Origin of the sequence: Rothia koreensis (assembly GCF_004136575.1) — a bacterium.
Taxonomy (GTDB): Bacteria; Actinomycetota; Actinomycetes; order Actinomycetales; family Micrococcaceae; genus Rothia; species Rothia koreensis.
This window is the reverse complement of sequence record NZ_NOIQ01000011.1, coordinates 54,695-76,898: the sequence shown is the minus strand read 5'-3', so window position 1 is coordinate 76,898 and position 22,204 is coordinate 54,695. Positions and strand designations below refer to the sequence as shown.

General features: G+C 65.2%; 17 protein-coding genes. 9 read left to right on the top strand and 8 right to left on the bottom strand.

The window, feature by feature from the left end:
- Positions 1-125: 125 nt before the first annotated feature.
- From EWU68_RS08830 to EWU68_RS08795, 8 genes are all read right to left on the bottom strand, one after another.
- Positions 126-1,946, bottom strand: a complete 1,821-nt coding sequence (locus EWU68_RS08830) for an acetyl/propionyl/methylcrotonyl-CoA carboxylase subunit alpha (RefSeq protein ID WP_129315768.1) — start codon at positions 1,944-1,946, stop codon at positions 126-128.
- A gap of 53 nt (positions 1,947-1,999) precedes the next feature.
- Positions 2,000-2,635: a nucleoside triphosphate pyrophosphatase gene (locus EWU68_RS08825; protein WP_238692399.1), complete on the bottom strand. Its 636-nt coding sequence runs from the start codon at positions 2,633-2,635 to the stop codon at positions 2,000-2,002.
- Between the two features lie 138 nt (positions 2,636-2,773).
- Entirely contained in the window at positions 2,774-4,297 is a 1,524-nt protein-coding gene (exaC, locus tag EWU68_RS08820) for an acetaldehyde dehydrogenase ExaC (RefSeq protein WP_129315766.1), read from the bottom strand.
- A 113-nt stretch (positions 4,298-4,410) separates the two neighbouring features.
- Positions 4,411-5,868 carry a dicarboxylate/amino acid:cation symporter gene (locus EWU68_RS08815; RefSeq protein ID WP_165162131.1) on the bottom strand — a complete coding sequence of 486 codons (1,458 nt, stop codon included), beginning with the start codon at positions 5,866-5,868 and terminating at the stop codon, positions 4,411-4,413.
- 104 nt (positions 5,869-5,972) lie between these two features.
- On the bottom strand, positions 5,973-7,670 hold the full coding sequence (locus EWU68_RS08810; RefSeq protein ID WP_129315765.1) for a DUF885 domain-containing protein: 1,698 nt from the start codon (positions 7,668-7,670) through the stop codon (positions 5,973-5,975).
- Between the two features lie 101 nt (positions 7,671-7,771).
- On the bottom strand, positions 7,772-8,023 hold the full coding sequence (locus EWU68_RS08805) for an acyl-CoA carboxylase subunit epsilon (protein ID WP_129315764.1): 252 nt from the start codon (positions 8,021-8,023) through the stop codon (positions 7,772-7,774).
- Between the two features lie 11 nt (positions 8,024-8,034).
- Positions 8,035-9,666, bottom strand: a complete 1,632-nt coding sequence (locus EWU68_RS08800) for an acyl-CoA carboxylase subunit beta (protein WP_129315763.1) — start codon at positions 9,664-9,666, stop codon at positions 8,035-8,037.
- A 152-nt stretch (positions 9,667-9,818) separates the two neighbouring features.
- Positions 9,819-10,100 (bottom strand): YciI family protein, encoded by a 282-nt coding sequence (locus tag EWU68_RS08795; protein ID WP_129315762.1) that lies wholly within the window; start codon positions 10,098-10,100, stop codon positions 9,819-9,821.
- A gap of 102 nt (positions 10,101-10,202) precedes the next feature.
- On the opposite strand from EWU68_RS08795, the gene EWU68_RS08790 reads away from it, so the two are divergent.
- The 9 genes from EWU68_RS08790 to gatB all read left to right on the top strand — a co-directional run bounded on the left by EWU68_RS08790 (position 10,203) and on the right by gatB (position 21,925).
- Positions 10,203-11,105 (top strand): biotin--[acetyl-CoA-carboxylase] ligase, encoded by a 903-nt coding sequence (locus tag EWU68_RS08790; RefSeq protein ID WP_162421425.1) that lies wholly within the window; start codon positions 10,203-10,205, stop codon positions 11,103-11,105.
- Positions 11,102-11,578, top strand: coding sequence for a YdbT family protein (locus tag EWU68_RS08785; RefSeq protein WP_162421427.1), 477 nt, complete (start codon positions 11,102-11,104; stop codon positions 11,576-11,578). Before EWU68_RS08790 ends, EWU68_RS08785 begins: the two co-directional genes overlap by 4 nt.
- A gap of 144 nt (positions 11,579-11,722) precedes the next feature.
- Positions 11,723-12,874 carry an adenylate/guanylate cyclase domain-containing protein gene (locus EWU68_RS08780; RefSeq protein ID WP_238692398.1) on the top strand — a complete coding sequence of 384 codons (1,152 nt, stop codon included), beginning with the start codon at positions 11,723-11,725 and terminating at the stop codon, positions 12,872-12,874.
- Positions 12,871-13,947 carry a protein phosphatase 2C domain-containing protein gene (locus EWU68_RS08775; RefSeq protein ID WP_129315758.1) on the top strand — a complete coding sequence of 359 codons (1,077 nt, stop codon included), beginning with the start codon at positions 12,871-12,873 and terminating at the stop codon, positions 13,945-13,947. Before EWU68_RS08780 ends, EWU68_RS08775 begins: the two co-directional genes overlap by 4 nt.
- Before the next feature lie 1,003 nt (positions 13,948-14,950).
- On the top strand, positions 14,951-17,194 hold the full coding sequence (ligA, locus tag EWU68_RS08770; RefSeq protein ID WP_129315757.1) for an NAD-dependent DNA ligase LigA: 2,244 nt from the start codon (positions 14,951-14,953) through the stop codon (positions 17,192-17,194).
- Between the two features lie 375 nt (positions 17,195-17,569).
- Entirely contained in the window at positions 17,570-18,325 is a 756-nt protein-coding gene (locus tag EWU68_RS08765; protein WP_238692397.1) for a transglycosylase family protein, read from the top strand.
- A 188-nt stretch (positions 18,326-18,513) separates the two neighbouring features.
- Complete coding sequence (gatC, locus tag EWU68_RS08760; RefSeq protein ID WP_129315755.1) at positions 18,514-18,810, top strand: Asp-tRNA(Asn)/Glu-tRNA(Gln) amidotransferase subunit GatC; 297 nt, start codon at positions 18,514-18,516, stop codon at positions 18,808-18,810.
- Between the two features lie 13 nt (positions 18,811-18,823).
- Positions 18,824-20,422: an Asp-tRNA(Asn)/Glu-tRNA(Gln) amidotransferase subunit GatA gene (gene gatA / locus EWU68_RS08755; RefSeq protein ID WP_129315754.1), complete on the top strand. Its 1,599-nt coding sequence runs from the start codon at positions 18,824-18,826 to the stop codon at positions 20,420-20,422.
- On the top strand, positions 20,423-21,925 hold the full coding sequence (gatB, locus tag EWU68_RS08750; RefSeq protein WP_129315753.1) for an Asp-tRNA(Asn)/Glu-tRNA(Gln) amidotransferase subunit GatB: 1,503 nt from the start codon (positions 20,423-20,425) through the stop codon (positions 21,923-21,925). It abuts the gene before it with no gap.
- The last annotated feature ends 279 nt before the right edge of the window (positions 21,926-22,204 follow it).

The window sequence follows — 22,204 nt, the reverse complement described above, 5'->3', positions numbered from 1 at the left end:
AGATGTGTATAAGAGTCAGACCCCCACCCAACCGCCGCGGACCGGTTCATGACGGGCCTGAACGCACGGCGGGCGGCGTCGTACGAAACGACGCCGCCCGCGCAGGTATTCGCGAACCCGAGAGACTACTTGATCGTTGCGATCACGGAACCGGCCGTGACCGTGTCGCCCGGTTTGGCCTTGAGGCCGGTGATCTTGCCCGACTTGTGGGCCGTCAACGGCTGCTCCATCTTCATGGCCTCGAGGACCACGACCAGGTCGCCCTCGCTGACCTTGCTCCCGTCCTTGACCGCCGTCTTGACGATGGTTCCCTGCATCGGCGATGTCAGGTCGTCACCGCTCGTCGCCGACGTGGCCGAACCGGACCGGTTCTTGCGCTGTCGCGTCTTCGAGGACTTGGCGGACGACGCCGGCGCGGCGCCGCCCACGTTCGGGATCAGTACCTCGAGCCTCTTGCCATTGACCTCGACGACGACCTTCTGGCGCTCGTCGTCCTCGCTGTCGATGGAGCCCGGGTTGCCGCCGTACGGCTCGATGCTGTTGTTGAATTCGGTTTCGATCCAACGGGTGTGCACCGAGAACGGCTCGTCACCTTCGGGGGCGAAGGCCGGGTCGGAGACGACGACGCGGTGGAACGTGGTCGCGGTCGGCATACCGGTGATCTGCAATTCGGCCAGGGCGCGCCGCGAGCGTTCGAGCGCCTGCTGGCGGGAATTGCCCGACACGATGAGCTTGGCCAGCATGGAGTCGAAATTGCCGCCGATGACGTCGCCGCCGACGACGCCCGAATCCCAACGCACACCGGGGCCGGAGGGAACCGTCAGCGTCTCGACCGTCCCGGGGGACGGCATGAAGTTGCGTCCCGGATCCTCACCGTTGATACGGAACTCGAAGGAGTGGCCGCGCAGTTCGGGATCGCCGTAGCCCAGTTCCTCACCGCGAGCGACCCGGAATTGTTCCCGGACGAGGTCCAGACCGGAGACCTCTTCGGAGACCGGGTGCTCGACCTGGAGCCTGGTGTTGACCTCGAGGAAGCTGATCACGCCGTCCTGGCCGACCAGGAACTCGCACGTGCCCGCGCCCTGGTACTCGGCCTCGCGGAGAATGTCCTTGGAGGATTCGTAGAGTCGTTCGAGCTGCTCGTCCGAGAGGAACGGGGCCGGAGCCTCCTCGACCAGCTTCTGGTTGCGGCGCTGCAACGAGCAGTCGCGAGTCGACACGACGACGACGTTGCCGTGCGCGTCCGCGATGCACTGGGTCTCCACGTGGCGCGGTGCATCCAGGAACCGCTCGATGAAGCATTCGCCGCGCCCGAAGGCGGCCGTGGCCTCGCGAACGGCCGATTCGAACATCTCCGGGATATCCTCGCGCTCGCGGGCGACCTTGATGCCGCGTCCGCCGCCTCCGAAGGCTGCTTTGATCGCGACGGGAAGGCCGTACTGATCGGCGAAGTCCAGGACCTCCTGCGCGTTGGCGACGGGATCCTTGGTTCCGGGCACCAGGGGAGCGCCGACCTTTTCGGCGATGTGGCGAGCCGCAACCTTGTCGCCGAGCTCGGTGATAGCAGCGGGGGACGGCCCGATCCATGTGAGGCCGGCTTCCTGGACGGCGCGGGCGAATTCCGCGTTCTCCGAAAGGAACCCGTACCCGGGGTGGATGGAGTCGGCGCCCGAACGTCGGGCCGCATCCAGGATCTTGTCGATCACGAGGTAGGAGTCGGCGGCGGTCGAACCTCCCAGGGAGAAGGCTTCGTCCGCGAGCTTCACGTGGAGCGCATCGCGATCCGGGTCCGCATAGACTGCCACGGTCTGCAGGCCTTCGTCCGCGGCCGCACGGATCACACGAACCGCGATTTCACCACGGTTGGCGATCAGCACCTTGCCGACCGGACCGCTGGTGTAACGGGAATCCGCGCTGTTCTTCTGCTCTGACTCAGTGCTGGTCACTCATCCACTCCTTATAATCCTCCCGTGAGCTTAGTAGCAAAAACGCCATTTGCCTAAGTATTCGGCCTCCACAATTCTGCTATGTGCCGGCCGCGTTCCTCGAGGAGATCTTTCAATGCATTGACGCTCAGCCCCAGAACCGTGTGGGACTCTCCCCGAATCCCGGCGATGAACGCCGCGCCGTAGCCCTCGATCGTGAACGACCCCGCGACTTCCAGGGGTTCTCCCGTGGCCACGTATGCGGTGATCTCCTCATCGCTCATGACGTCGAAGGTCACTTCGGCGGACCGAATCCGGCCGGCCCCCGAAGATTCATGGCCGGCCTGTTCCGTTTCAGACCGATCGACCAACCAGTGCCCGGTGTGCAGAATCCCGGTGGAGCCGCTCATTCTCCGAATGCGGGAGAAGGCGACGTCGGGCTCGTGAGGCTTGCCGTAGGGTTCGCCCTCGAACTCGAACACGGAATCGCATCCCAGAACGAAGCTTCCGCGGGTCTCAGGCAATGCCGCGACGGCTTCCGCCTTGGCCCGGGCCAGGACCAGCGCCGTCTGCTCCGGGGACAAGGGGTCGCCCCGTTCGGCCTCGGCTGCGGCCAGCGCGGCGTCTTCGTCGACCCCGGAGACGATGGTCCGGAATCGGATCCCCGAGGCGTTGAGGACAGAGGCCCGGGCGGGGGACTGGGAGGCCAGGACGAGATCGAGGTCCGGCGCGGTCCCGGGTGAGACGGCCGCGTCCGATGCTGGGGTCTGTTCGAATGACTTCGGGGTGCACACGTGACCCAGTCTAGGCCAGCGGTGTGCACCCCGATCGACAGGAGCGGTCCGGAATCAGAAGAGTCCGGTCGGCTCCTCGGAGTAGGAGACCAACAGATTCTTGGTCTGCTGGTAGTGGTCGAGCATCATCAGGTGATTCTCACGGCCGTACCCGGATTTCTTGTAGCCACCGAAGGCAGCGTGTGCCGGGTACGAGTGGTAGTTGTTGACCCACACGCGTCCCGCCTGGATCGCGCGACCGGCCCGGAAAGCGGTGTTCTGCCCACGGGTCCAGACGCCCGCCCCGAGACCGTAGGCGGTGTCGTTGGCGATCCGGATCGCGTCGTCGTAATCCTTGAAGGTGGTCACGCCGAGCACGGGCCCGAAGATCTCTTCCTGGAAGACGCGCATCGAATTGTTGCCACGGAACACGGTCGGCTGGATGTAGTAGCCGCCTTGCAGGTTCCCGTCGAGCTGGAGCGACTGGCCTCCCAGGAGCACCTCGGCGCCCTCCTGCGGGCCCTTCTCCAGATACCCGGAAATCTTGTCGAACTGCTGCTGCGAGGCCTGGGCACCGACCATGGTCTCGGTGTCCAGCGGGTTTCCCTGCTTGATCTTGCGGGCGCGTTCGAGGCCGTCGGCGACGAACTGGTCCGCGATGGATTCCTGAACGAGAGCACGCGAGGGGCAGGTGCAGACCTCGCCCTGATTCAGGGCGAAGGACACGAAGCCTTCGAGAGCCTTCTGGTAGAAGGAATCGTTCTGGGACGCGACGTCCTCGAAGAAGATGTTGGGGGACTTTCCTCCGAGCTCAAGGGTTGACGGGATGATGTTGTCCGCGGCGGCCTTGGCGATCACCGAACCGGTGGTGGTCTCACCCGTGAAGGCGATCTTGCGGATCCGGCTGGACCCGGACAATGCTGCGCCGGCCTCCTCGCCGAAACCGTTGACGATGTTGAGCACGCCGTCCGGGAGAATGTCCTGGAAAATCTCGGCGACCAGCAGAATCGAGGCCGGGGTCTGCTCCGCCGGTTTGAGAACGACCGTGTTCCCGGCGGCCAGGGCGGGTGCGATCTTCCACGTGGCCATCAGAATCGGGAAGTTCCACGGAATGATCTGGCCGACGACGCCGAGCGGCTCGTGGAAGTGGTACGCCGTGGTGTCCTCGTCGAGCTGCGAGAGGCGGCCCTCCTGGGTACGGATTGCCGAGGCGAAGTACCGGAAATGGTCCACCGCCAGGGGAATGTCGGCAGCCAGGCACTCACGGACGGGCTTGCCATTGTCCCATGTCTCCGCGACTGCGATGCGCTCGAGGTTCGCTTCCATGGCGTCGGCGAGCTTCAGAAGAACCCCGGCCCTCTCGGTCGGGGAGGTCTTGCCCCAGCTGTCGAAAGCCTTCCATGCGGCGTCGATGGCCAGGTCGACGTCTTCCGCGGTGCTGCGTGCGACCTCGGTGAAGACCTCACCCGTGACCGGTGATTTGTTCTCGAAATACTGACCCTTGGTCGGCGGGACCCAGGAGCCTCCGACGAAATTCTCGTAGCGGGACCGGAACGCGGTGGGCGAATCGGGTGTCCCGGGCTGTGCATAGACCGTCATGGTGTCTCCTTCGACGTCCAAAAAAACGTGACGTACACAATACTAACGACCGCGGGGCGAGAGGGTCACCCCTCCCGCCCCGCAGTCATTGGGTTCGGACCGTTGTCCTCGGATCAGCCGACGCCGACTCCCGAAGCCTCTCGTTCCCGGTTCTCCTTCTCCTCGTCGGTCCCGGAGAATTCCTCGGCCGAGAGGTCGGATTCGAACCAGTCACTGGAACGCTTCGCGTTGTACAGGTTCTCGTCCAGGATTCCTTCCCTCTTCGAGATGATGGCCGGGATCAGAGCCTGACCGGAAACGTTCAGCGCGGTGCGGCCCATGTCGATGATGGGGTCGATGGCCAGGAGCAGGCCGACGCCGTCGAGCGGGAGGCCCAGCGTCGAAAGGGTCAGGGTCAGCATCACGGTGGCTCCCGTGGTTCCGGCGGTGGCCGCAGATCCCAGGACGGAGACGACGACGATGAGCACGTACTGCGCGATGCTCAGGTCGATCCCGTAGAACTGCGCCACGAAGGTCGCCGCCAGGGCCGGGTACACGGCAGCGCATCCGTCCATCTTGGTCGTGGCCCCGAACGGGACCGCGAAGGAAGCGAAGGCCTGGGGTACACCGAAGTTGCGCTCCGCGACCCGCTGGGTCACGGGCATGGTCCCGATGGACGACCGGGAGACGAAGCCGATCTGTGCGGCGGGCCAGACGCCCGAGAAGAACTGTTTGACGGACAAGCCCTGGGTCCGCGCCAGAACGGGGTAGACCACGAATCCGACGATCGCGAGCCCCACGTAGAGAAGGATCACGAACTTGGCGAGCGAACCCATCGTGGTCCATCCATAGGTGAAGACGGCGGTCCCGATCAGGCCGAGGGTTCCCAGCGGGGCCAGGCGGATGATCCACCACAGGACCTTCTGGATGATGGCCAGGGCGGAGCGGATGAATGCGAGGAAGGGCTCGGCGGCCTTGCCGACCTTGAGGGCCGCGATGCCGATGGCCCCGGAAATCACCAGGATCTGGAGGACATTGAAGGTCGGGGACGAGGTCAGATCGCCGTCGGCCTCCTCGGTGCTCACGGTCAGGCCCAGGAAATTGGCGGGAATGATGCTGGTGACGAAGGACAGCCACGATCCCGTGGTGCCCGAATAGGTATCCGGTGCGGACATGCCGGTGTTGGCACCCGGGCGGAAGATGGCTCCCAGCAGGATGCCGATGACGACGGCGATCAGCGCAGTCCCGGCGAACCAGAGAATCGTCTTCCAGGCCAACCGTGCAGCGTTCGTGACCTGGCTCAGATTCGCGATCGAGGAGATCACGGCCGTGACCACGAGCGGAACGACCGCGGCCTTGAGCAGGGACACGTAGCTCGAACCGATCGTGTCCAGGGTGGTCATGAGCCAGTTGGGGTTCTTCTCTGCGTCCCCGCCGAGGGCGAGGGCCAGGAATCCGAGGGCCACGCCGAGGACCAGGCCCATGAGGATCTGGAGACCGAAGTTGGTCATCCAGGAGGGGAGTCGGCGAGTGCGGGGCGGGGGTGCGGACGCGGGGGTGTCCGGCGTCGTGGCAGAAGGGCGAGTAGACATGACCTCAACCCTAAGCCGTCGACCAATAACACAGAAAAGGACTGAGAAGAAATATTACGGGAATAAAATCGCGTAGTGGCCTGGATCATCGCCGAGGGCGGGTCTCACCGTGACACGGCGCGACGGAGGGTGTCGAGACCGACCGAACCGACCTTCAGGGCACGGGTATGGAAATCCTTGATGCTTTCACCACGGGCCAGCGCCTCATCGCGCAACTGCTCCCAGATGCGCTGGCCGACCTTGTACGACGGAGCCTGGCCGTACCACCCCAGATAACGGTTGAATTCGAAGTCCAACTGTCCCTGGGGGATGTCCAGGTTCTGCTTCAGGAATTCGTACCCGATCTCGGGTGTCCACGGGCCCGGTTCGACGCCGAGCGCCTCGGCCCACCGGCCCGGGATCTGCAGTTCGCAGTGGATGCCGATGTCGAAGACGACCCGTGCGGCACGCATCCGCTGCCCGTCGAGCATGCCCATCATGTCACCCGGATCATCCAGATATCCGAGTTCGGCCATGAGGCGTTCGGCGTAGAGCGCCCACCCTTCTCCGTGCCCCGAATACCAGAGGCCGTGGGCTCTCCACTTGTTGATGGACTCGGCCATCGCGGTCGACGTCGAGAACTGGAGATGATGGCCGGGCACGCCCTCGTGGTAGACCGTCGAGGTCTCGCTCCACGTGGTGAACTCCCGCTCTCCCTCGGTCACGGACCACCACATGCGACCCGGCCTCGAGAAGTCCGCGGAGGGACCCGTGTAATAGATGCCGCCTTCCTGCGTCGGGGCGATCATGCATTCGAGCCGGCGCATGGGCCCCTCGATCGCAAAGTGTTCCCGCGAGAGTCCATCGACCGCCCGGTCCGAGAGGTCCTGCATCCATTCCCGGAGGGCGTCCGTGCCCTCGATCCTGCGAGAGGGGTCCCGATTCAGCAGATCCTTGGCCTCCGCGATCGTGGCACCGGGGCTGATCCGACGGGCGACCTCCTGCTGCTCGTCGATGATCCGGTCCAACTCGTCGATTCCCCAGGCGTAGGTCTCGTCCAGATCGATCGTCGCGCCCAGGAACTCCCGGGACCGGAGACGGTAGCGCTCGCGGCCGACGGTGTCCCGTTCGGGGGCCTGGGGGAGCAGTTCGCCCCGGAGATATTCGGCCAGTTCGGCGTAGCCCGTGCGGGCCCGTTCTGCGGCGGTTCGCCCCTTGGTGCTCAGAGCCGGATCCGATGCGGCGGCGTCGGCGGCCAGGCCGTCGAAGAATCCACCGGCTTCGGCGTAGGCCGCGAGCTGGTCGGCCAGGATATCGACCTGTCGGGCCGCGGCGACTCGACCCTGACGCGCGGCATCCGCGAGTGTGTCGCGGAACCCTTGGAGGGCTTGGGGGACGTTCTCCATGCGCCCGACGATGTTCGCCCAGTCCTGCGGGGAGGCCTGCGGCATGAGATCGAAGACCTGACGAACGGCGTGCGCCGGGGTCTCGATGTTGTTCAGCTCCCAGTCGCCCAGGCCGGCCTCGTGCATCTCGATGACGAGCCCGAGGCTCTCGCGCAACGCGTCGAGGGTCACCCGGTCGACGTCGTCCTGTGGTTTGAGCCCCTCGGCCTCGGTCAGCGTTCGGCGGGCGAGCCGCACATGCTCGAGAGCGCCCTCGGGGGAGAGGTCACCGTACTCGGTTTCATGGCCCGGGATGCCTTCTATCGTGGCCGCGGCCGGGTCCAGTTCCATGAGGGAGTCGTAATAGCGGTCGGCCAGACGGTCGACGTCGCTGGTCCGGCGGTCGAGACGCAAGGATTCGGGCAACTCATTGGTCATGGAACCATCCTAGACCGCGATGACAGAGATCACAGGGACGGCGACGTGGAAAGCCCCCACCGGCCGCTCGGGTCGGTGAGGGCTTTCGTAGAGGGCCGGGCCTACCTCGGTTTGGCGCGGCGCCAGGAACCCGGGCCGGGAGGCAGGCTCGCACCGATGCGCTGGCGTCGTGACAACAGGCGGCCGACGTCGGACAGCGGCCCGTTCGTCTGCCTCGATCTCGGCTCGGGCTGTCGTTGCCGCGTCTGGAGCACGGCCACGGTCAGCGCCGCGATCTCTTCTTCGGTCGGGGAGCCCTTGACCACCGAGAACAGGGGTTCCTCGGGCGTGGTTGCTTCGTTCTGCACAGCCATGATTCCTTCCCTCAGAGCGGGATGTTGCCGTGCTTCTTGGCGGGCAGCGCGGCTCTCTTGTCGTGCAGGGCACGGAGAGACTTGATGATGTTGACGCGCGTCTCCGACGGCGGGATGACCGCGTCGATGTAGCCGCGCTCGGCCGCCTGATACGGGTTGAGCAACTCTTCCTCGTACTTCTGGATCAGTTCGGAACGCAACGCCTCGACGTCCTCGCCGTTCTCCTCGGCCGTCTTGAGATCGCGGCGGTACAGAATATTGACCGCACCCTGTGCACCCATGACTCCGATCTGGGCCGTGGGCCAGGCGAGGTTGATGTCCGCGCCGAGCTTCTTCGACCCCATCACGATGTACGCGCCACCGTACGCCTTGCGTGTGATGACGGTGACGACCGGGACAGTGGCCTCCGCGTAGGCGAAGATCAGTTTGGCGCCACGGCGGATGATTCCGTTGAACTCCTGCTCGGTGCCGGGGAGGAACCCGGGGACGTCCACGAACGTCAGGATCGGGATATTGAAGGCATCGCAGTGGCGCACGAACCGCGCGGCCTTCTCGGAGGCGGCGATGTCCAGGGTCCCGGCGAATTGCATCGGCTGGTTGGCGATGATGCCGACCGTTCGCCCCTCGACCCGTCCGTAGCCCGTCATGACGTTGGGAGCGTACAGGGCCTGCATCTCGAGGAAGTGGTCGTCGTCGACCACGGACTCGATCACTGCCCTCATGTCGTAGGGCTGGTTGGCCGAATCGGGAATCAGGCTGTCGAGGTCGAGGTCGTCGACCGTGATCTCCGGATCCTGGTCGTGCTCGACGAGGGGGCCGTCCTGAAGATTGTTGGACGGAAGGAACTCGAGGAGCTCCCGCAGGAAATCGAAGGCGTCCTCTTCGTCCTCCGCGAGGTAGTGCGAGGTCCCGGTGACCGAATTGTGGGAGTTCGCCCCGCCCAGGGTCTCCATGTCGACCTCTTCGCCGGTCACGGTCTTGATGACATCCGGCCCGGTGATGAACATGTGGGAGGACTTGTCCACCATGATCACGTAGTCCGTGAGGGCGGGGGAGTAGGCGGCGCCGCCGGCGCACGGGCCCATGATCACCGAGATCTGGGGGACGACGCCGGAAGCGCGAACGTTCATGCGGAAGATGTCAGCGAACATCGCCAGCGATGCCACACCTTCCTGGATGCGGGCGCCGCCGCCGTCGTTGATGCCGATGACGGGGCAGCCGTTGCGCAGCGCAAACTTCTGGACCTTGACGATCTTCTCCCCATTGACCTGGGAGAGCGACCCGCCATAGACCGTGAAGTCCTGGGCGTAGACGGCCACGAGCCGCCCATCCACCGTGCCGTAGCCGGAGACCAGGCCGTCGCCGAGCGGCTTCTTCTGGTCCATGCCGAAGGCGGTCGTGCGGTGCGTGGCGAGGGCGTCGAATTCCACGAAGGAGTCTTCGTCGAGGAACATCTCGATGCGTTCGCGCGCGGTGGATTTGCCACGGGCGTGCTGCCGTTCCACGGGCCCCGGGCCGGTGGGCATCCACGAGGCCTCGCGGCGCGCGTAGAAATCCGCGATCTTGCCGGCAGTCGTGGTGAGATCCGGGCCCGACTCGTTCTGCGCGTCGTCGGAGTCCTGGCGGGAGAGATCTTCGGTCATCTTGTCCTCTGTACGAGTCCGGGGTTCCGGTGCGGAAGCATGCGGGTCCCGGCTGGAATTGCGCTGTCTGCCTGTCGGTCCAAAGTAACAAAGGGCGACGGGCGGTCCGTGGCGCCGTGCCGACGAACCTGGGGGACGGGGTATGTCCTGGTCTACCCTACCGACCCGAGGACCGGATTCCATGCACGAACTTCGTGTGCGGTCACGACGCCGTGGACGACCATGGGGTCCTTGGCCAGCAGGGACTCGACGTCGTCGGCGGTCTCGGCGGAGAAGATCAGCAGGGCGCCCTCGGCGCCGTCGTCGGTGTACGGGCCGGACGCCAACAGATGGCCCTGCTCCAACAGGGTCCCGAGATATTCGCGGTGTTCGCCCCGATGAGCGGCCTGCTGGTCTGCCGGGCCGTAAGAATAGTGCACGACGAAGTGGGCCATGGTGTTCCTTCCGAGCGGAGTTGGCTTTCCGCCTCTAAACTAGCTCACAACACGTCACCGCAGGTGGCGTACCGGACGCCGATCGAGAGAGAGCATCGCTGTATGACCACGAGGAGCGCGAAGCCCCTGGACGCCGAGCGGCTGCTGCCGGGCCCCGGGCAGGACTACCGGCTCATCGGTGCCCCTGTCGAGCTCGTGGACGAGATCGGATCCACCAACGACGAACTGGCGAATCGATTGACCCGTTCCGAGGACGTCCCCCACCTCGCGGCCCTGCTCACAGAGCACCAGGTCGCGGGCAAGGGCCGACGGGATCGTGTGTGGACTGCGCCCAAATACAGTTCGGCCGTGGTGTCCTTCGCCGTCCGATCGAACGCGGGCGAGCAACCGTTGCCGAACGACTCCCTGCACTGGGTCACGCCGTTGCTGGCCCTGGCCTCCCGCACGGCGATTCGGCAGACGACCGGGCTCCCCGTGGACATCAAATGGCCGAACGATCTGTTGATCAACGGCCGCAAGATTGCCGGGATCCTCGCTCGCGTGGTCCCCACCGGACCGGAAACACTCGACGTCGTCGTCGGCATCGGAATCAACGCCAACATCGACGCCGACCTGCTCCCGGTCGAGACCGCGACGTCGTTGCGCGCCGAGATCGGGGACGATGTGGACCGAACCGAGATCCTGATCAGGGTCATCCGCGAGTTCCGCGCCTCGGTTCGAGAATTCTGTGCGACCGGCGGTGACCCGGCGCTGCCCCGCGGCGCCAAGCCCTCCCTCGTGGCCGAGCTCCGTGAGGAACTGGACACCCTGGGCCGTCGAGTCCTCGTCCAGAGGATGGATCCCGCCCCGGACTTCACGGGTCTCGCCCACGACATCGACGAGGACGGTTCCCTCCTCGTTCGGTGCGACGACGGAACGGACAAAACCGTCGCGGTGGGAGACGTGGTCCATCTCAGGCCGGAAAGCGGGTCCTGGGCCGACGTCTCCGGAACGGGGATCGCGTGAAATTCCGTGATTCCCTCGACCCGGGTGAGCAGGTGATTACGTGCAACCGGGCGCACGCCCTCAAACTCCTGCGGCCCGCCATCGTGCTTCTGATCGCGATCTTCGCCACGAACTTCCTCCAGGTGGTGACGGCCGGGCATTCGGGCTGGAGTGCGGTCGGGCCGATCATTCTGATTGCTGCTCTCGTGTACGTCGTCGTGCGCTTCATCAAATGGGCCACGACCGGGTACGCGCTGACCAATCGGCGTATTGTCGTGTTCCGCGGCGTCGGTGGGGGCGGACCGGTATCGATTCCCCTCGAGTACGTCGCCGGGGTCGTCGGGCCCAGGGGCGGGGCTCGCCTGACCGGTTGCGGAACGATCCGAATCTCGGCCAGGGGCCAGACCTTCGAACTGACCTGCCAGAAGGATCCGGGCCGGTTCTCGGACCTGTGCTATCGCGCTCACCTGCGCCGTGTAAACGCTCTGCGTTGACTCTGAGTCTCCGGGGAAAACTACCGGGAACGACCCTGTGATCTGTAGCATGAGAACGAGGTGTGAAACCTCGGAGACAGTCGAGCGCGCTCTGCGCCAGCGAGCCCGCAACCAGCCATGAGTCAAGGAAGGTGGAGCACGCTAGTGCCGCAGGAGGAACCCGAAGGCAATCCGGTCTATACAGGACCTCAAACGAGTCAGCTCAACCTCCAGAACCCGGCTCAGTTCAACCTGTACAAGTCCGACGACGCCAAGGCCGCCGTCGGTGCACTCGAGCGCGCCCTCCTGGGAGAGAACCGCTCCATGACTCGCCGCGAGGCCGCCCGCGGGGGCGACGTCTCGCTCCTGTCCGCCCGGAAGATCTGGCGGGCGCTGGGGATGCCGAATCTGAAGGACGAGGACGTCTACTTCACCAGCGCGGATTCCGAGGCTCTCGGTACCGTCTCGGCAATGGTCCGCAGCGGGCACGTGACCGAGGACGGCATTCTCTCGATCGTCCGCTCCGTGGGCCAGATGATGGACCGCATGGTCGCGTGGCAGGTCGAGGCGCTGGTCGAGGACATGGTCGCCCACCAGGGCATGAGCGACGCCGAAGCCCGGCGCGAACTGCTCAACGTGCTCCCAGAACTGCTGAACGAGCTCGAAGACCTCATGCGCTACGGCTATCGGCGGCAGCTCAACGCCGCCGTCGTCCGCTTGGCCCTGAAAGCGGAGAAGCCCGTGGTCGGCAACGACGACGCCGTCTCAGACGACGCCGTCTCCGACTACCGGGCGCTCCCGCTCGTACGCGGCATCGGTTTCGCGGACCTCGTGTCCTTCACGTCCTTGTCCCGTCAGATGAGCGAGAAGACGCTCGCCAGCCTCGTCCAGCACTTCGAACAGCGTTGCGCGGAGGTCGTCGCGGTCGGTGGCGGCCGCATCATCAAGACCGTCGGGGACGAAGTCCTGTTCATGACCGAATCGCCGGAAGCCGGCGCTCGCATCTCTCTGACGCTGTCACAGATCATCCGTGAGGACCCGAATCTCCCGGAGGCGCGCGTTGCTTTTGTCTGGGGGCGGATTCTGCCTAGGCTGGGGGACGTATACGGTCCGACCGTCAATCTCGCATCGCGTCTCGTCGCGCTCGCGGAACCTGGTTCGGTCATGACCGATGCGTCCACCGCCAACGTGCTCGAGGGCGACGAACGTTTCGTGATGAATCCCCAGGGGGTGCGCAACGTTCGCGGCTTCGGAGACGTCCGCCCCGTGTCGCTCGCTCCGGGCGTGGGAACCGAATTGGAGATTGACTTCGAATGACCGAATCGCTCGACCTCGCAACGTGCGTTGGTGCCACGACCAACAAGGGCAGTCACCGTTCCAACAACGAGGACTCCTTGGTGTCCATCGGCAACCTGTGCGCCGTGGCCGACGGTATGGGCGGTCACGAGGCCGGTGAGGTGGCCAGCGCCATGTGCGTCAACACCCTGGCCGAGGCAGAGCTCTTCCGCACGCTCTCCTTCGAGGTCGAACCCGCGGAGGTTCAGGCAGAGGATTCGAAGGGCCTGTTCAAGCGGCGTCGTCGGGCCACGTCCAACCTCAACGCCAAGATCATGGAGATCCTCAACGACATCAAGGGCGTGATCGGCGAGGCGGACGAAAGCATCAAATCGGCCGCCGCCATGCGCGCAGGCACAACGCTCACGGGAGCCTGGCTGGTCAAGATCGGCGGCCAGAACATGTGGATCATCTTCAACGTCGGCGACTCGCGCACGTACCGGCTTCGGCGGGACACCGACGAACCCATCAGCGACACGCCTACCTCCGTCTCGCAGACGCCCATCGAAGGCGTGAGCCTCGAACAGATCACGGTGGACCACTCCGAGGTCCAGTACCTGGTCGACACGGGACAGATCACGGCCCTCGAGGCCCTCACCCACCCGAGGCGCAACGTGATTACGCGAGCCCTGGGGACGGGCAATTACTGGGAGCCCGATTTCTGGGTCATCCCTGCCAAACCGGGTGACCGTCTGATGATGTGCTCGGACGGCCTGTCCGGAGAGCTGTCCAATGAATACATGGCCAGAGTTCTCTCGACCGTCGTCCACCCCAAGGACGCCTCGGCCGTTCTCCAAGCCGCGGCGATCCGCGCGGGCGGGCGGGACAACATCTCGGTCATCGTCGCCGACGCCGTGCAGGCCGGTTCGTGCCAGAACCACGGGTGCGACGGCGACACGGACGGCGTGGACCGCGCCGAGAGCGATGACGGCGTGATCGACCTGGACAACTGGCACGCCAACGACCTCAGCGACCCCGAGAAAACCGGCGATCGCCCGGACGGTCCCTTGGCCACGAACGAGAAGCTGCCCGGCGCCGACGACGCGGACCGGTAGTTCGCTCCTACTCACGCGGGTGCCGGGGGCGTTCTCGGTCGCGCGGGGTCCGTGCTCGGGCGGGGTGCCGAGGTGGCGGTTTTGAGCGCTTCCTCCCGCGAAGTGGCAATTTTGAGCGCTTCCTCCCGCGAGGTGGCAGTTTTGAGCGATTTTCGCCCCTAAAACCGCTCAAAACTGCCACTTCGCGCCGGGTTTCGCTCACAGTTGCCACTTCGTCCTGGACTCCGCACGGGATTGCCACTTCGTCCTGGATTTCGCACGGGATTGCCACCTCGTCGGCGCGTGGCTGGGGCCGGGACCGCGTGGTCGGCGTCGTCGGTCGCGTTGAGTGGCGGTTGGTCGATCGAGTGCTGGTTGCCCGACGACGTCGTGCCCCCCCCCGCCGGGCCCGTGTTGGGTGGCGGCTGCCCGATGGCGTGGTGTTTTCCCACCCTGGGTGGGGTTCTGGCCGCCACCTCATGACGGCAAGCGGCTCGGAATACGGTTACCGCCACCCAAGAAGGGGAGGCCGAGGTGCGGGAAGGGGCCCGCGCAGCAGGCCAAGCGCCTCTGAATCGGGTAACCACCATTCAAGAGGGGATACCGGGAGAGGCAATACCGAGTGAAGAAATAGGCGAACCGGAAGGCGGTACTGAGGTACTAGGGGAAGCCGAGCCGGATGGCGTCCCGCGTAGCAGCCTAAGCCCCTCCGGACCGGCTAAGCCCCTCCGAATCGGGTAACCGCCACCCATCGTCGGGCGTCTGGACTCCGCCCGCCATCGACCTCCCGCCGTCGCCGGCCCCGACGGCCTCCCGCCGTCGCCCGCCCGGACGGCCTCGCGCCGTCGCCCGGCCCCGACGGCCTCCCGCCCGGACGGCCGCCCTCCGTCGACCTCCCGGGCGGCCGACGTCGGGAACCACCCACGGCGTCAACTAATCAACTCATCAGCGCATCCGCCCTCGATGGGGCCACGAAACAAGCAAGGGGAGCCAAAACGCGGATTGTGCGGAACAATGGTCTTCCGTGAGTAGCGCTGAAGAACAACGAGCACAGCAGGCCACCGAAGAGAACGACCGGGAGGTCCCGGCCGAGGAGCTCAAGGAACGGTACGCCCAACTGACCCAGCGGGTCAGGGACGCACGCGTCTCCTATTACGTCGAGGATTCTCCGACGATCTCGGACGCGGAGTACGACGCGCTCTACCGGGATCTCGAGCGGATCGAGGCCGAGCACCCGCAACTCAAGGCGAACGACTCACCGACGCAAGAAGTAGGCGGCGAACCTTCCGAGGCTTTCGCGCCGGTCCAGCACCTGGAGCGGATGTACTCCCTCGAGGACGTCTTCTCGATCGACGAACTCAAGGCATGGCTCGACAGGGCCGAGGACTCCATTCAGGAAGTGAGGCCCGGCCACGACAATGAATGGTTGACCGAGCTCAAAATCGATGGACTCGCGATCAACCTCCTGTACCGGAACGGTCGATTGACCCGGGCGGCCACCCGGGGGGACGGGACCACGGGGGAGGACGTCTCACACAACGTCGCGACCATCGACTCGGTGCCGCAAACCCTCAAGGGGACGGGGCATCCCGAAGAGATTGAGGTGCGTGGCGAAGTCTTCATCGCTTCCGCGGACTTCAAGGAGCTCAACGAGGCCCTCGTCGCCGACGGCAAGGCCCCCTTCGCGAATCCGAGGAACGCGGCCGCGGGATCGCTCCGTCAGAAAGATCCTCAGGTGACGGCCCGGCGCAAGCTCTCGATGTTCGTCCACGGCATCGGTGCCCGCGAGGGACTGTCCGCACAGTCGCAGGCGGAGACCTACGATCTGCTGAAGTCGTGGGGGCTTCCCGTCAGCCCGTACACGAAACTTCTGTCCGGCGGCGAGGAAATCCTCGAATTCATCGCCGACTACGGCGAGCACCGGCACGACCTGGTCCACGAGATCGACGGGATCGTGATCAAGGTCAACGACTTCCGGACACAGCAGCTTCTCGGCCACACGTCCCGGGTTCCTCGGTGGTCGGTGGCATACAAATATCCGCCGGAAGAGGTCAATACCAAGCTCGAGGACATTCGGGTCAGCGTCGGCCGGACCGGGCGAGTGACGCCGTACGGGATGATGGACCCGGTCAAGGTGGCCGGCTCGACCGTCGAGATGGCCACGCTGCACAACCAGGATGTCGTCCGGGCCAAGGGCGTGCTGATCGGTGACACGGTGGTCCTGCGCAAAGCGGGAGACGTGATTCCGGAGATCGTGGGGCCGGTGGTCGCCCTGCGGGACGGTTCGGAACGCGAATTCGAGATGCCGACCCACTGCCCTTCCTGCGGGACCGAGTTGGCCCCGGCCAAGGAGGGCGACGTCGACATCCGTTGCCCCAACGCCCGGTCGTGCCCGGCCCAGCTCTGGCAGACGCTGTTCCATACAGCCGGACGCGGCGCGTTTGACATCGACGCGCTGGGGGAGGAGGCCGCACGGGCCCTGACCCAGCCGGTCGAACCCGAGACCCCGCCGCTGACGAGTATTGCCGGATTGTTCGACCTCGTTCCCGAGGACCTGGCGGACGTGCGTACAGAACGCGAGGTCAGAAAGAAGGGCGCGCCCACCGGGGAGACGGAATTGGTGCCCTACTTCTACACGCGGGGGACGGCGAACAAGCCTTCGGCTCCTTCCGCGAACACGCGCAGAATGTTCGACCAGATCGAGGAAGCAAAGTCCCAACCGTTGTGGCGTGTCCTGGTCGCCCTCTCCATTCGCCACGTGGGGCCGACGGCGTCCCGGGCCCTGGCCACCGAATTCGGATCGATGCAGGCGATTCGCGACGCCGACGAAGAGAGACTGGCCGACACGGACGGCGTCGGCCCGACCATCGCCCGGGCGGTCAAGGAATGGTTCTCGGAAGAGTGGCATCGCGAGATCGTCGACCGCTGGGCCGCGGCCGGCGTCCGGATGGAGGATGAGCGGGACGAATCCGTTCCCCGCGTGCTAGAAGGGCTCACGATCGTCGTGACCGGCACGCTGGAAGAGTTCACGCGTGACTCCGCGAAGGAAGCGATTCTGCAACGCGGAGGCAAGGCGTCGGGATCCGTGTCGAAGAACACAGATTATCTGGTTGCGGGCGAGAACGCCGGCTCGAAGCTGGACAAAGCGGAAAATTTGGGTGTGACGGTGCTCAACGGTGAAGACTTCAAAATTCTGCTCCGCGAGGGGCCGACGGCGCTGGATCGCGATGATGGCGCGGAAGAGGGTCACGAAACGGTCACGGAATAGTCACATGCTTGTGACTCGGAACATGTCGCGGAGGGTTGCATCGCCCCTGGTCGGCTCATAGGCTGACACGCGTGCCTACGGACCTGGCTGGTTGCCGGGTAGGGCACCAACCAAAAAAAGTTTCGCTTCCATCAAGAAATTGGTTGCAAACTCCAAAATCGTTACTGTATCGTTATAAACAGTTCGTCGCCGAGAGGTGACTCATGGGTTCACGCAGACTTGCGAGAACCCCTTCCGAACAATGCTGGGTGCTGCCGTAACACCGGACGTCGTCTAAAGGGCAGACACCTGAAACTTGACCTAAGACATCTATAGGTAGACGACGGCGCGAAGAAGTCCAGGGATGGACGGAGCGTAGGTGGCCTGAGGAGCATCGTGAACAATACTTCCACTTTCCGACGCAATGCCCGCCGCGGTGCAGCCGCCCTCGTGATCGGTGGCGCCGCCGCCGGTGCGCTGGCTACCGCTCCCGCAAATGCCGATAGCCTCGACTGGGACGCCGTCGCACAGTGCGAGTCCGGCGGAGACTGGTCGACCTCGACCGGTAACGGCTTCTCCGGTGGCCTGCAGTTCACCCCGAGCACCTGGTCCTCCTTCGGTGGCCAGGGCGACCCGCAGAACGCTTCCAAGGAACAGCAGATCCAGGTTGCCGAGCGTGTTCTGGCCGAGCAGGGCCCCGGTGCATGGCCGGTTTGCTCCCAGCAGGCAGGTTCCGGCGATTCCGGTTCCGGTCAGCAGGAGCAGGCTCAGCCGCAGCAGGACGTCCAGGCTCAGTCCCAGGATGTCCAGGAGTTCCAGGCTCCGGCCGAGCAGGCCCAGCCTGAGCAGGCTCCCGTTGAGCAGGCCCCCGTTGAGCAGGCTCAGCCCGAGCAGGCTCCCGTTGAGCAGGCTCAGCCCGAGGTTCAGCAGGTTCCCGAGCAGCAGACCTACGAGGCTCCCGCCCAGGAGCAGGTTGCTGCCCCGGTTCAGTCCTCCGCTGCTACTCACACCGTGTCCGTTGGCGAGACCCTGAAGTCGATCGCCGATCAGTACGGCGTGTCCGTCGATGCCCTGGTTCAGGCCAACGGCTCCGTCGTGACCAACCCGGACCTGATCTTCCCGGGCCAGACCCTGGAGATCCCGGCCGCGTAAGTGAGGCCTGTACAGCTCACTTCGGTGAGTCCGTACACTTCTTTCAGATCGTGCCCCGCCCTGTCCACAGGGCGGGGCACGATTGTTTTAACCCGTTCTCGGCCATGACTAGACTGGTACGGGACCCGCGCGTTCCCGCCCCAGGAGTCGCGCAGGGAAGAGACAGCGCCAACGGAGCAGGAGAATTCATGACTGCCATTACGCGTGACCAGGTCGCACACTTAGCGGCCTTGGCTCACATCGAGATGGACGAGACCGAGCTGGAATCGATGTCCTCGGAGCTCGACGGGATCGTCGGAGCGGTGCAATCGGTATCGGCAGCGCCGATTGACGACGTCCCACCCACATCGCATCCGCTTCCGCTGTCCAACGCCTTCCGGGAGGACGTCGTGGGAGAAACCCTGACCAACGATGAAGCGCTGAACAACGCGCCCGATGCCGAGGACGGCCAGTTCAAGGTCCCGGCCATCCTGGACGAAGACTAGGGAGGGCGCAAACATGACCACGAATCAGAACGCACTGATCACGCTCAGCGCATCCGAGGCCGCTGAGGGCCTGCGCAACGGCGACTTCACCTCGGAACAGTTGACCCAGGCACATCTGGACCGTATCGAGACCACCGAGGGTACCGCCGTCGACGCCGAGGACCGGTCGCTCGGCAAGACCGGCCTGAACGCGTTCCTGCACGTGAACGCGGAGCAGGCACTGGACGATGCGCGTCAGGTGGATGCGGACCGCGCCGCCGGAAAGCAGCTGCCCCCGTTGGCCGGCGTCCCGATCGCCGTCAAGGACCTCATCGTCACCACAGGGCAGCCCACCACGGCCGCTTCCCGGATGCTCGAAGGATGGATGAGCCCGTACGACGCGACCGTCGTCCAGAAGATCCGCGAAGCCCGGCTGCCCATCCTGGGAAAGACCAACCTGGACGAATTTGCCATGGGTTCCTCGACCGAGCATTCGGCTTTCGGGTGCACGCGGAACCCGTGGGACCTGGACCGGATCCCGGGCGGGTCCGGCGGTGGGTCCGCTGCTGCAGTGAGTGCTTTCCAGGCTCCGTTGGCCCTGGGCACCGACACCGGCGGCTCCATCCGCCAGCCGGCGTCCGTGACCGGCTCGGTGGGAGTCAAGCCCACCTATGGTTCCGTCTCCCGGTACGGCGTGATCGCCATGGCGTCCTCCTTGGACCAAGTCGGCCCGGTGACCCGGACCGTTCGTGATGCGGCCGCGCTGCACGAGGTCATCGGCGGGTACGACGCGCGCGATTCGACCTCGATCAACGAACCCGCGGGACCGTACCTGGCCGAGGCCGAGAAGGGGGCCACAGAGGGCGGCCTCAAGGGGCTGAAGATCGGCGTCGTCAAGGAACTGACGGGTGACGGATTCCAGAGCGGCGTATCCCAACGTTTCCAGGAGTCCCTGGAGCTTCTCCGGGCCGCGGGCGCGGAGATCGTGGAGGTTTCCACGCCCCACTTCGACCACGCGCTGGGCGCCTATTACCTGATCATGGCCTCGGAGGTTTCCTCCAACCTCGCGAAGTACGACGGCGTTCGTTTCGGCTTGCGCAAGCTGCCGGAGGAGGGCCCCGTGACGATCGAGCGGGTCATGTCTGCGACTCGTGCCGCGGGATTCGGTCCCGAGGCGAAGCGACGCATCATCCTGGGCACCTACGCGCTGTCCGCGGGGTATTACGACGCCTATTACGGTTCCGCCCAGAAGGTCAGGACCTTGGTGCAGCGTGACTTCACGAACGCTTTCGAACAGGTGGACGTTCTCGTGTCGCCGACGTCGCCGACCACGGCGTTCAAACTCGGCGAGAAGACCGATGACCCCGTGTCGATGTACCTCAACGACATTGCGACGATCCCGACCAACCTCGCGGGTGTCCCGGCCATTTCGGTGCCGGCCGGGCTGGCTCCGGAAAACGGTCTGCCTGTCGGGGTCCAGTTCATGGCCCCGGTCAAGGAAGACGCACGGCTCTATCGCGTGGGCGCCGGTCTGGAAGCCGCGCTCCAGCAGCAATGGGGCGGAGGCCTCCTGGACCAGCTGCCCGACACCGAGTCCCTGATCGCCGCCCGGACGCAAGGAAGTGCCAAGTAAATGTCAGACGAGATTTTGTCCTTCGACGAGGCCATGGCCAAGTACGATCCCGTACTGGGTTTCGAGGTGCACGTTGAGCTGAACACCAAGACCAAGATGTTCGACGACGCCCCGAACGCGTTCGGTGACGAACCGAACACCAACATCACCCCGGTGTCGCTGGGCCTTCCGGGAGTGCTTCCCAAGGTCAACGGAACAGCGGTGGAGTCGGCGATCAAGCTGGGTCTGGCCCTCGGCTGTGACATCGCTCCGGTGAGCCACTTCGCCAGAAAGAACTACTTCTACCCTGATACGCCCAAGAATTTCCAGACCTCACAGTACGACGAACCGATTGCCGAAAACGGTTCGGTGGATATCGAGCTCGAGGACGGTACGCAGTTCACTGTCGAGATCGAGCGGGCGCACATGGAGGAAGACGCGGGCAAGTTGAGCCACAAGGGTGGGGCCGGCCGCATCCAGGGCGCCGAATACTCCCTGGTGGACTACAACCGCTCCGGCGTACCTCTCATTGAGATCGTGACGCGTCCGATCCGGGGCGCGGGGGAGAGGGCCCCGGAACTGGCCAAGGCGTACGTCAAGGCCATTCGGGAGATCGTGAAGAACCTGGGTATTTCGGACGCACGCATGGAGCGCGGCAATGTTCGTTGCGATGCCAACGTGTCTCTGAGCCCCAAGGGTTCCGAAACCCTCGGCACCCGCACCGAGACCAAGAACGTGAACTCGATGCGTGCCGTCGAGCGCGCGGTGCGCTACGAGATCTGCCGCCATGCGGCGGTTCTCGATGCCGGGGAGCAGATCGTCCAGGAAACCCGTCACTGGCACGAGGACACGAGGGAGACGACCTCCGGCCGTCCCAAGTCCGACGCCGACGACTACCGCTATTTCCCCGAACCGGACCTTGTGCCGGTCGTGACGAATGCGGAGTGGATCGAGCGGTTGCGGGCCGAGCTTCCGGAACCGCCCGCCGAACGTCGTCGTCGGCTCCAGGCCGACTGGGGGTACTCGGACGAGGAATTCCGGGACGTCGTCAACGCCGGTGTGATGACCGAGATCGAGGAAACCATTGCCGCCGGCGCCAGCGCGTCGGTCGCCAGGAAGTGGTGGATGGGAGAGATCTCGCGCCTGGCCAAGGTGCGTGAGATCGATCCCGGTGATCTGGGCGCGAGCCCCGAGACCGTCGTCGAACTGGACGGGCTCATCCAGGAAGGGAAGATCAACGACAAGATCGCCCGCCAGGTGCTCGAGCACGTGGTAGATGGAGAGGGGACCCCGGGGGAGGTTGTCGAGAAACGCGGACTCGCCGTCGTCTCCGACGAAGGCGAGCTCTCGAGCGCCGTCGACGACGCCTTGGCCAGCATGCCCGACGTCGCCGAGAAGATCCGCGGCGGCAAGGTCCAGGCCGCCGGTGCCGTGGTCGGCCAGGTCATGAAGGCCACCCGAGGCCAGGCCGACGCCGCCCGCGTGCGTGAGCTGATCCTCGAAAAGCTCGGCGTCGAAGGCTGAGAACGCGCGGTATACGAGACCGAGGGGCGCCCGGTGACCTAGCTGGTCAATCGGGCGCCCCTCGGTCTGTGTCCGGATCGAGGCAAGGCCCCTGGTGGCCGGCGTGAGGCCTCGCCGGCGAGGTCCGGCCGTGAAGTTACAGCGGCGAGCCCGCAGCGCCGAGGTGGCAGTTTTGTGCTGTCCCGCCGGCGAGGTGGCAACCTCGTGCAGCTCCGCCGCCGAGGTGGCAGTTTTGGGACGAAATTCGGCGGTTTCGGTCCCAAAACTGCCACCTCGCGG

What these genes read in the sequence shown, in the direction of transcription:
- exaC (WP_129315766.1), bottom strand. Translation starts at nt 4,297, where the DNA reads ATGACGGTCTATGCACAGCCCGGGACACCCGATTCGCCCACCGCGTTC.
- EWU68_RS08815 (WP_165162131.1), bottom strand. Translation starts at nt 5,868, where the DNA reads ATGTCTACTCGCCCTTCTGCCACGACGCCGGACACCCCCGCGTCCGCA.
- EWU68_RS08810 (WP_129315765.1), bottom strand. Translation starts at nt 7,670, where the DNA reads ATGACCAATGAGTTGCCCGAATCCTTGCGTCTCGACCGCCGGACCAGC.
- EWU68_RS08805 (WP_129315764.1), bottom strand. Translation starts at nt 8,023, where the DNA reads ATGGCTGTGCAGAACGAAGCAACCACGCCCGAGGAACCCCTGTTCTCG.
- EWU68_RS08800 (WP_129315763.1), bottom strand. Translation starts at nt 9,666, where the DNA reads ATGACCGAAGATCTCTCCCGCCAGGACTCCGACGACGCGCAGAACGAG.
- EWU68_RS08795 (WP_129315762.1), bottom strand. Translation starts at nt 10,100, where the DNA reads ATGGCCCACTTCGTCGTGCACTATTCTTACGGCCCGGCAGACCAGCAG.
- EWU68_RS08790 (WP_162421425.1), top strand. Translation starts at nt 10,203, where the DNA reads ATGACCACGAGGAGCGCGAAGCCCCTGGACGCCGAGCGGCTGCTGCCG.
- EWU68_RS08775 (WP_129315758.1), top strand. Translation starts at nt 12,871, where the DNA reads ATGACCGAATCGCTCGACCTCGCAACGTGCGTTGGTGCCACGACCAAC.
- gatC (WP_129315755.1), top strand. Translation starts at nt 18,514, where the DNA reads ATGACTGCCATTACGCGTGACCAGGTCGCACACTTAGCGGCCTTGGCT.
- gatA (WP_129315754.1), top strand. Translation starts at nt 18,824, where the DNA reads ATGACCACGAATCAGAACGCACTGATCACGCTCAGCGCATCCGAGGCC.
- gatB (WP_129315753.1), top strand. Translation starts at nt 20,423, where the DNA reads ATGTCAGACGAGATTTTGTCCTTCGACGAGGCCATGGCCAAGTACGAT.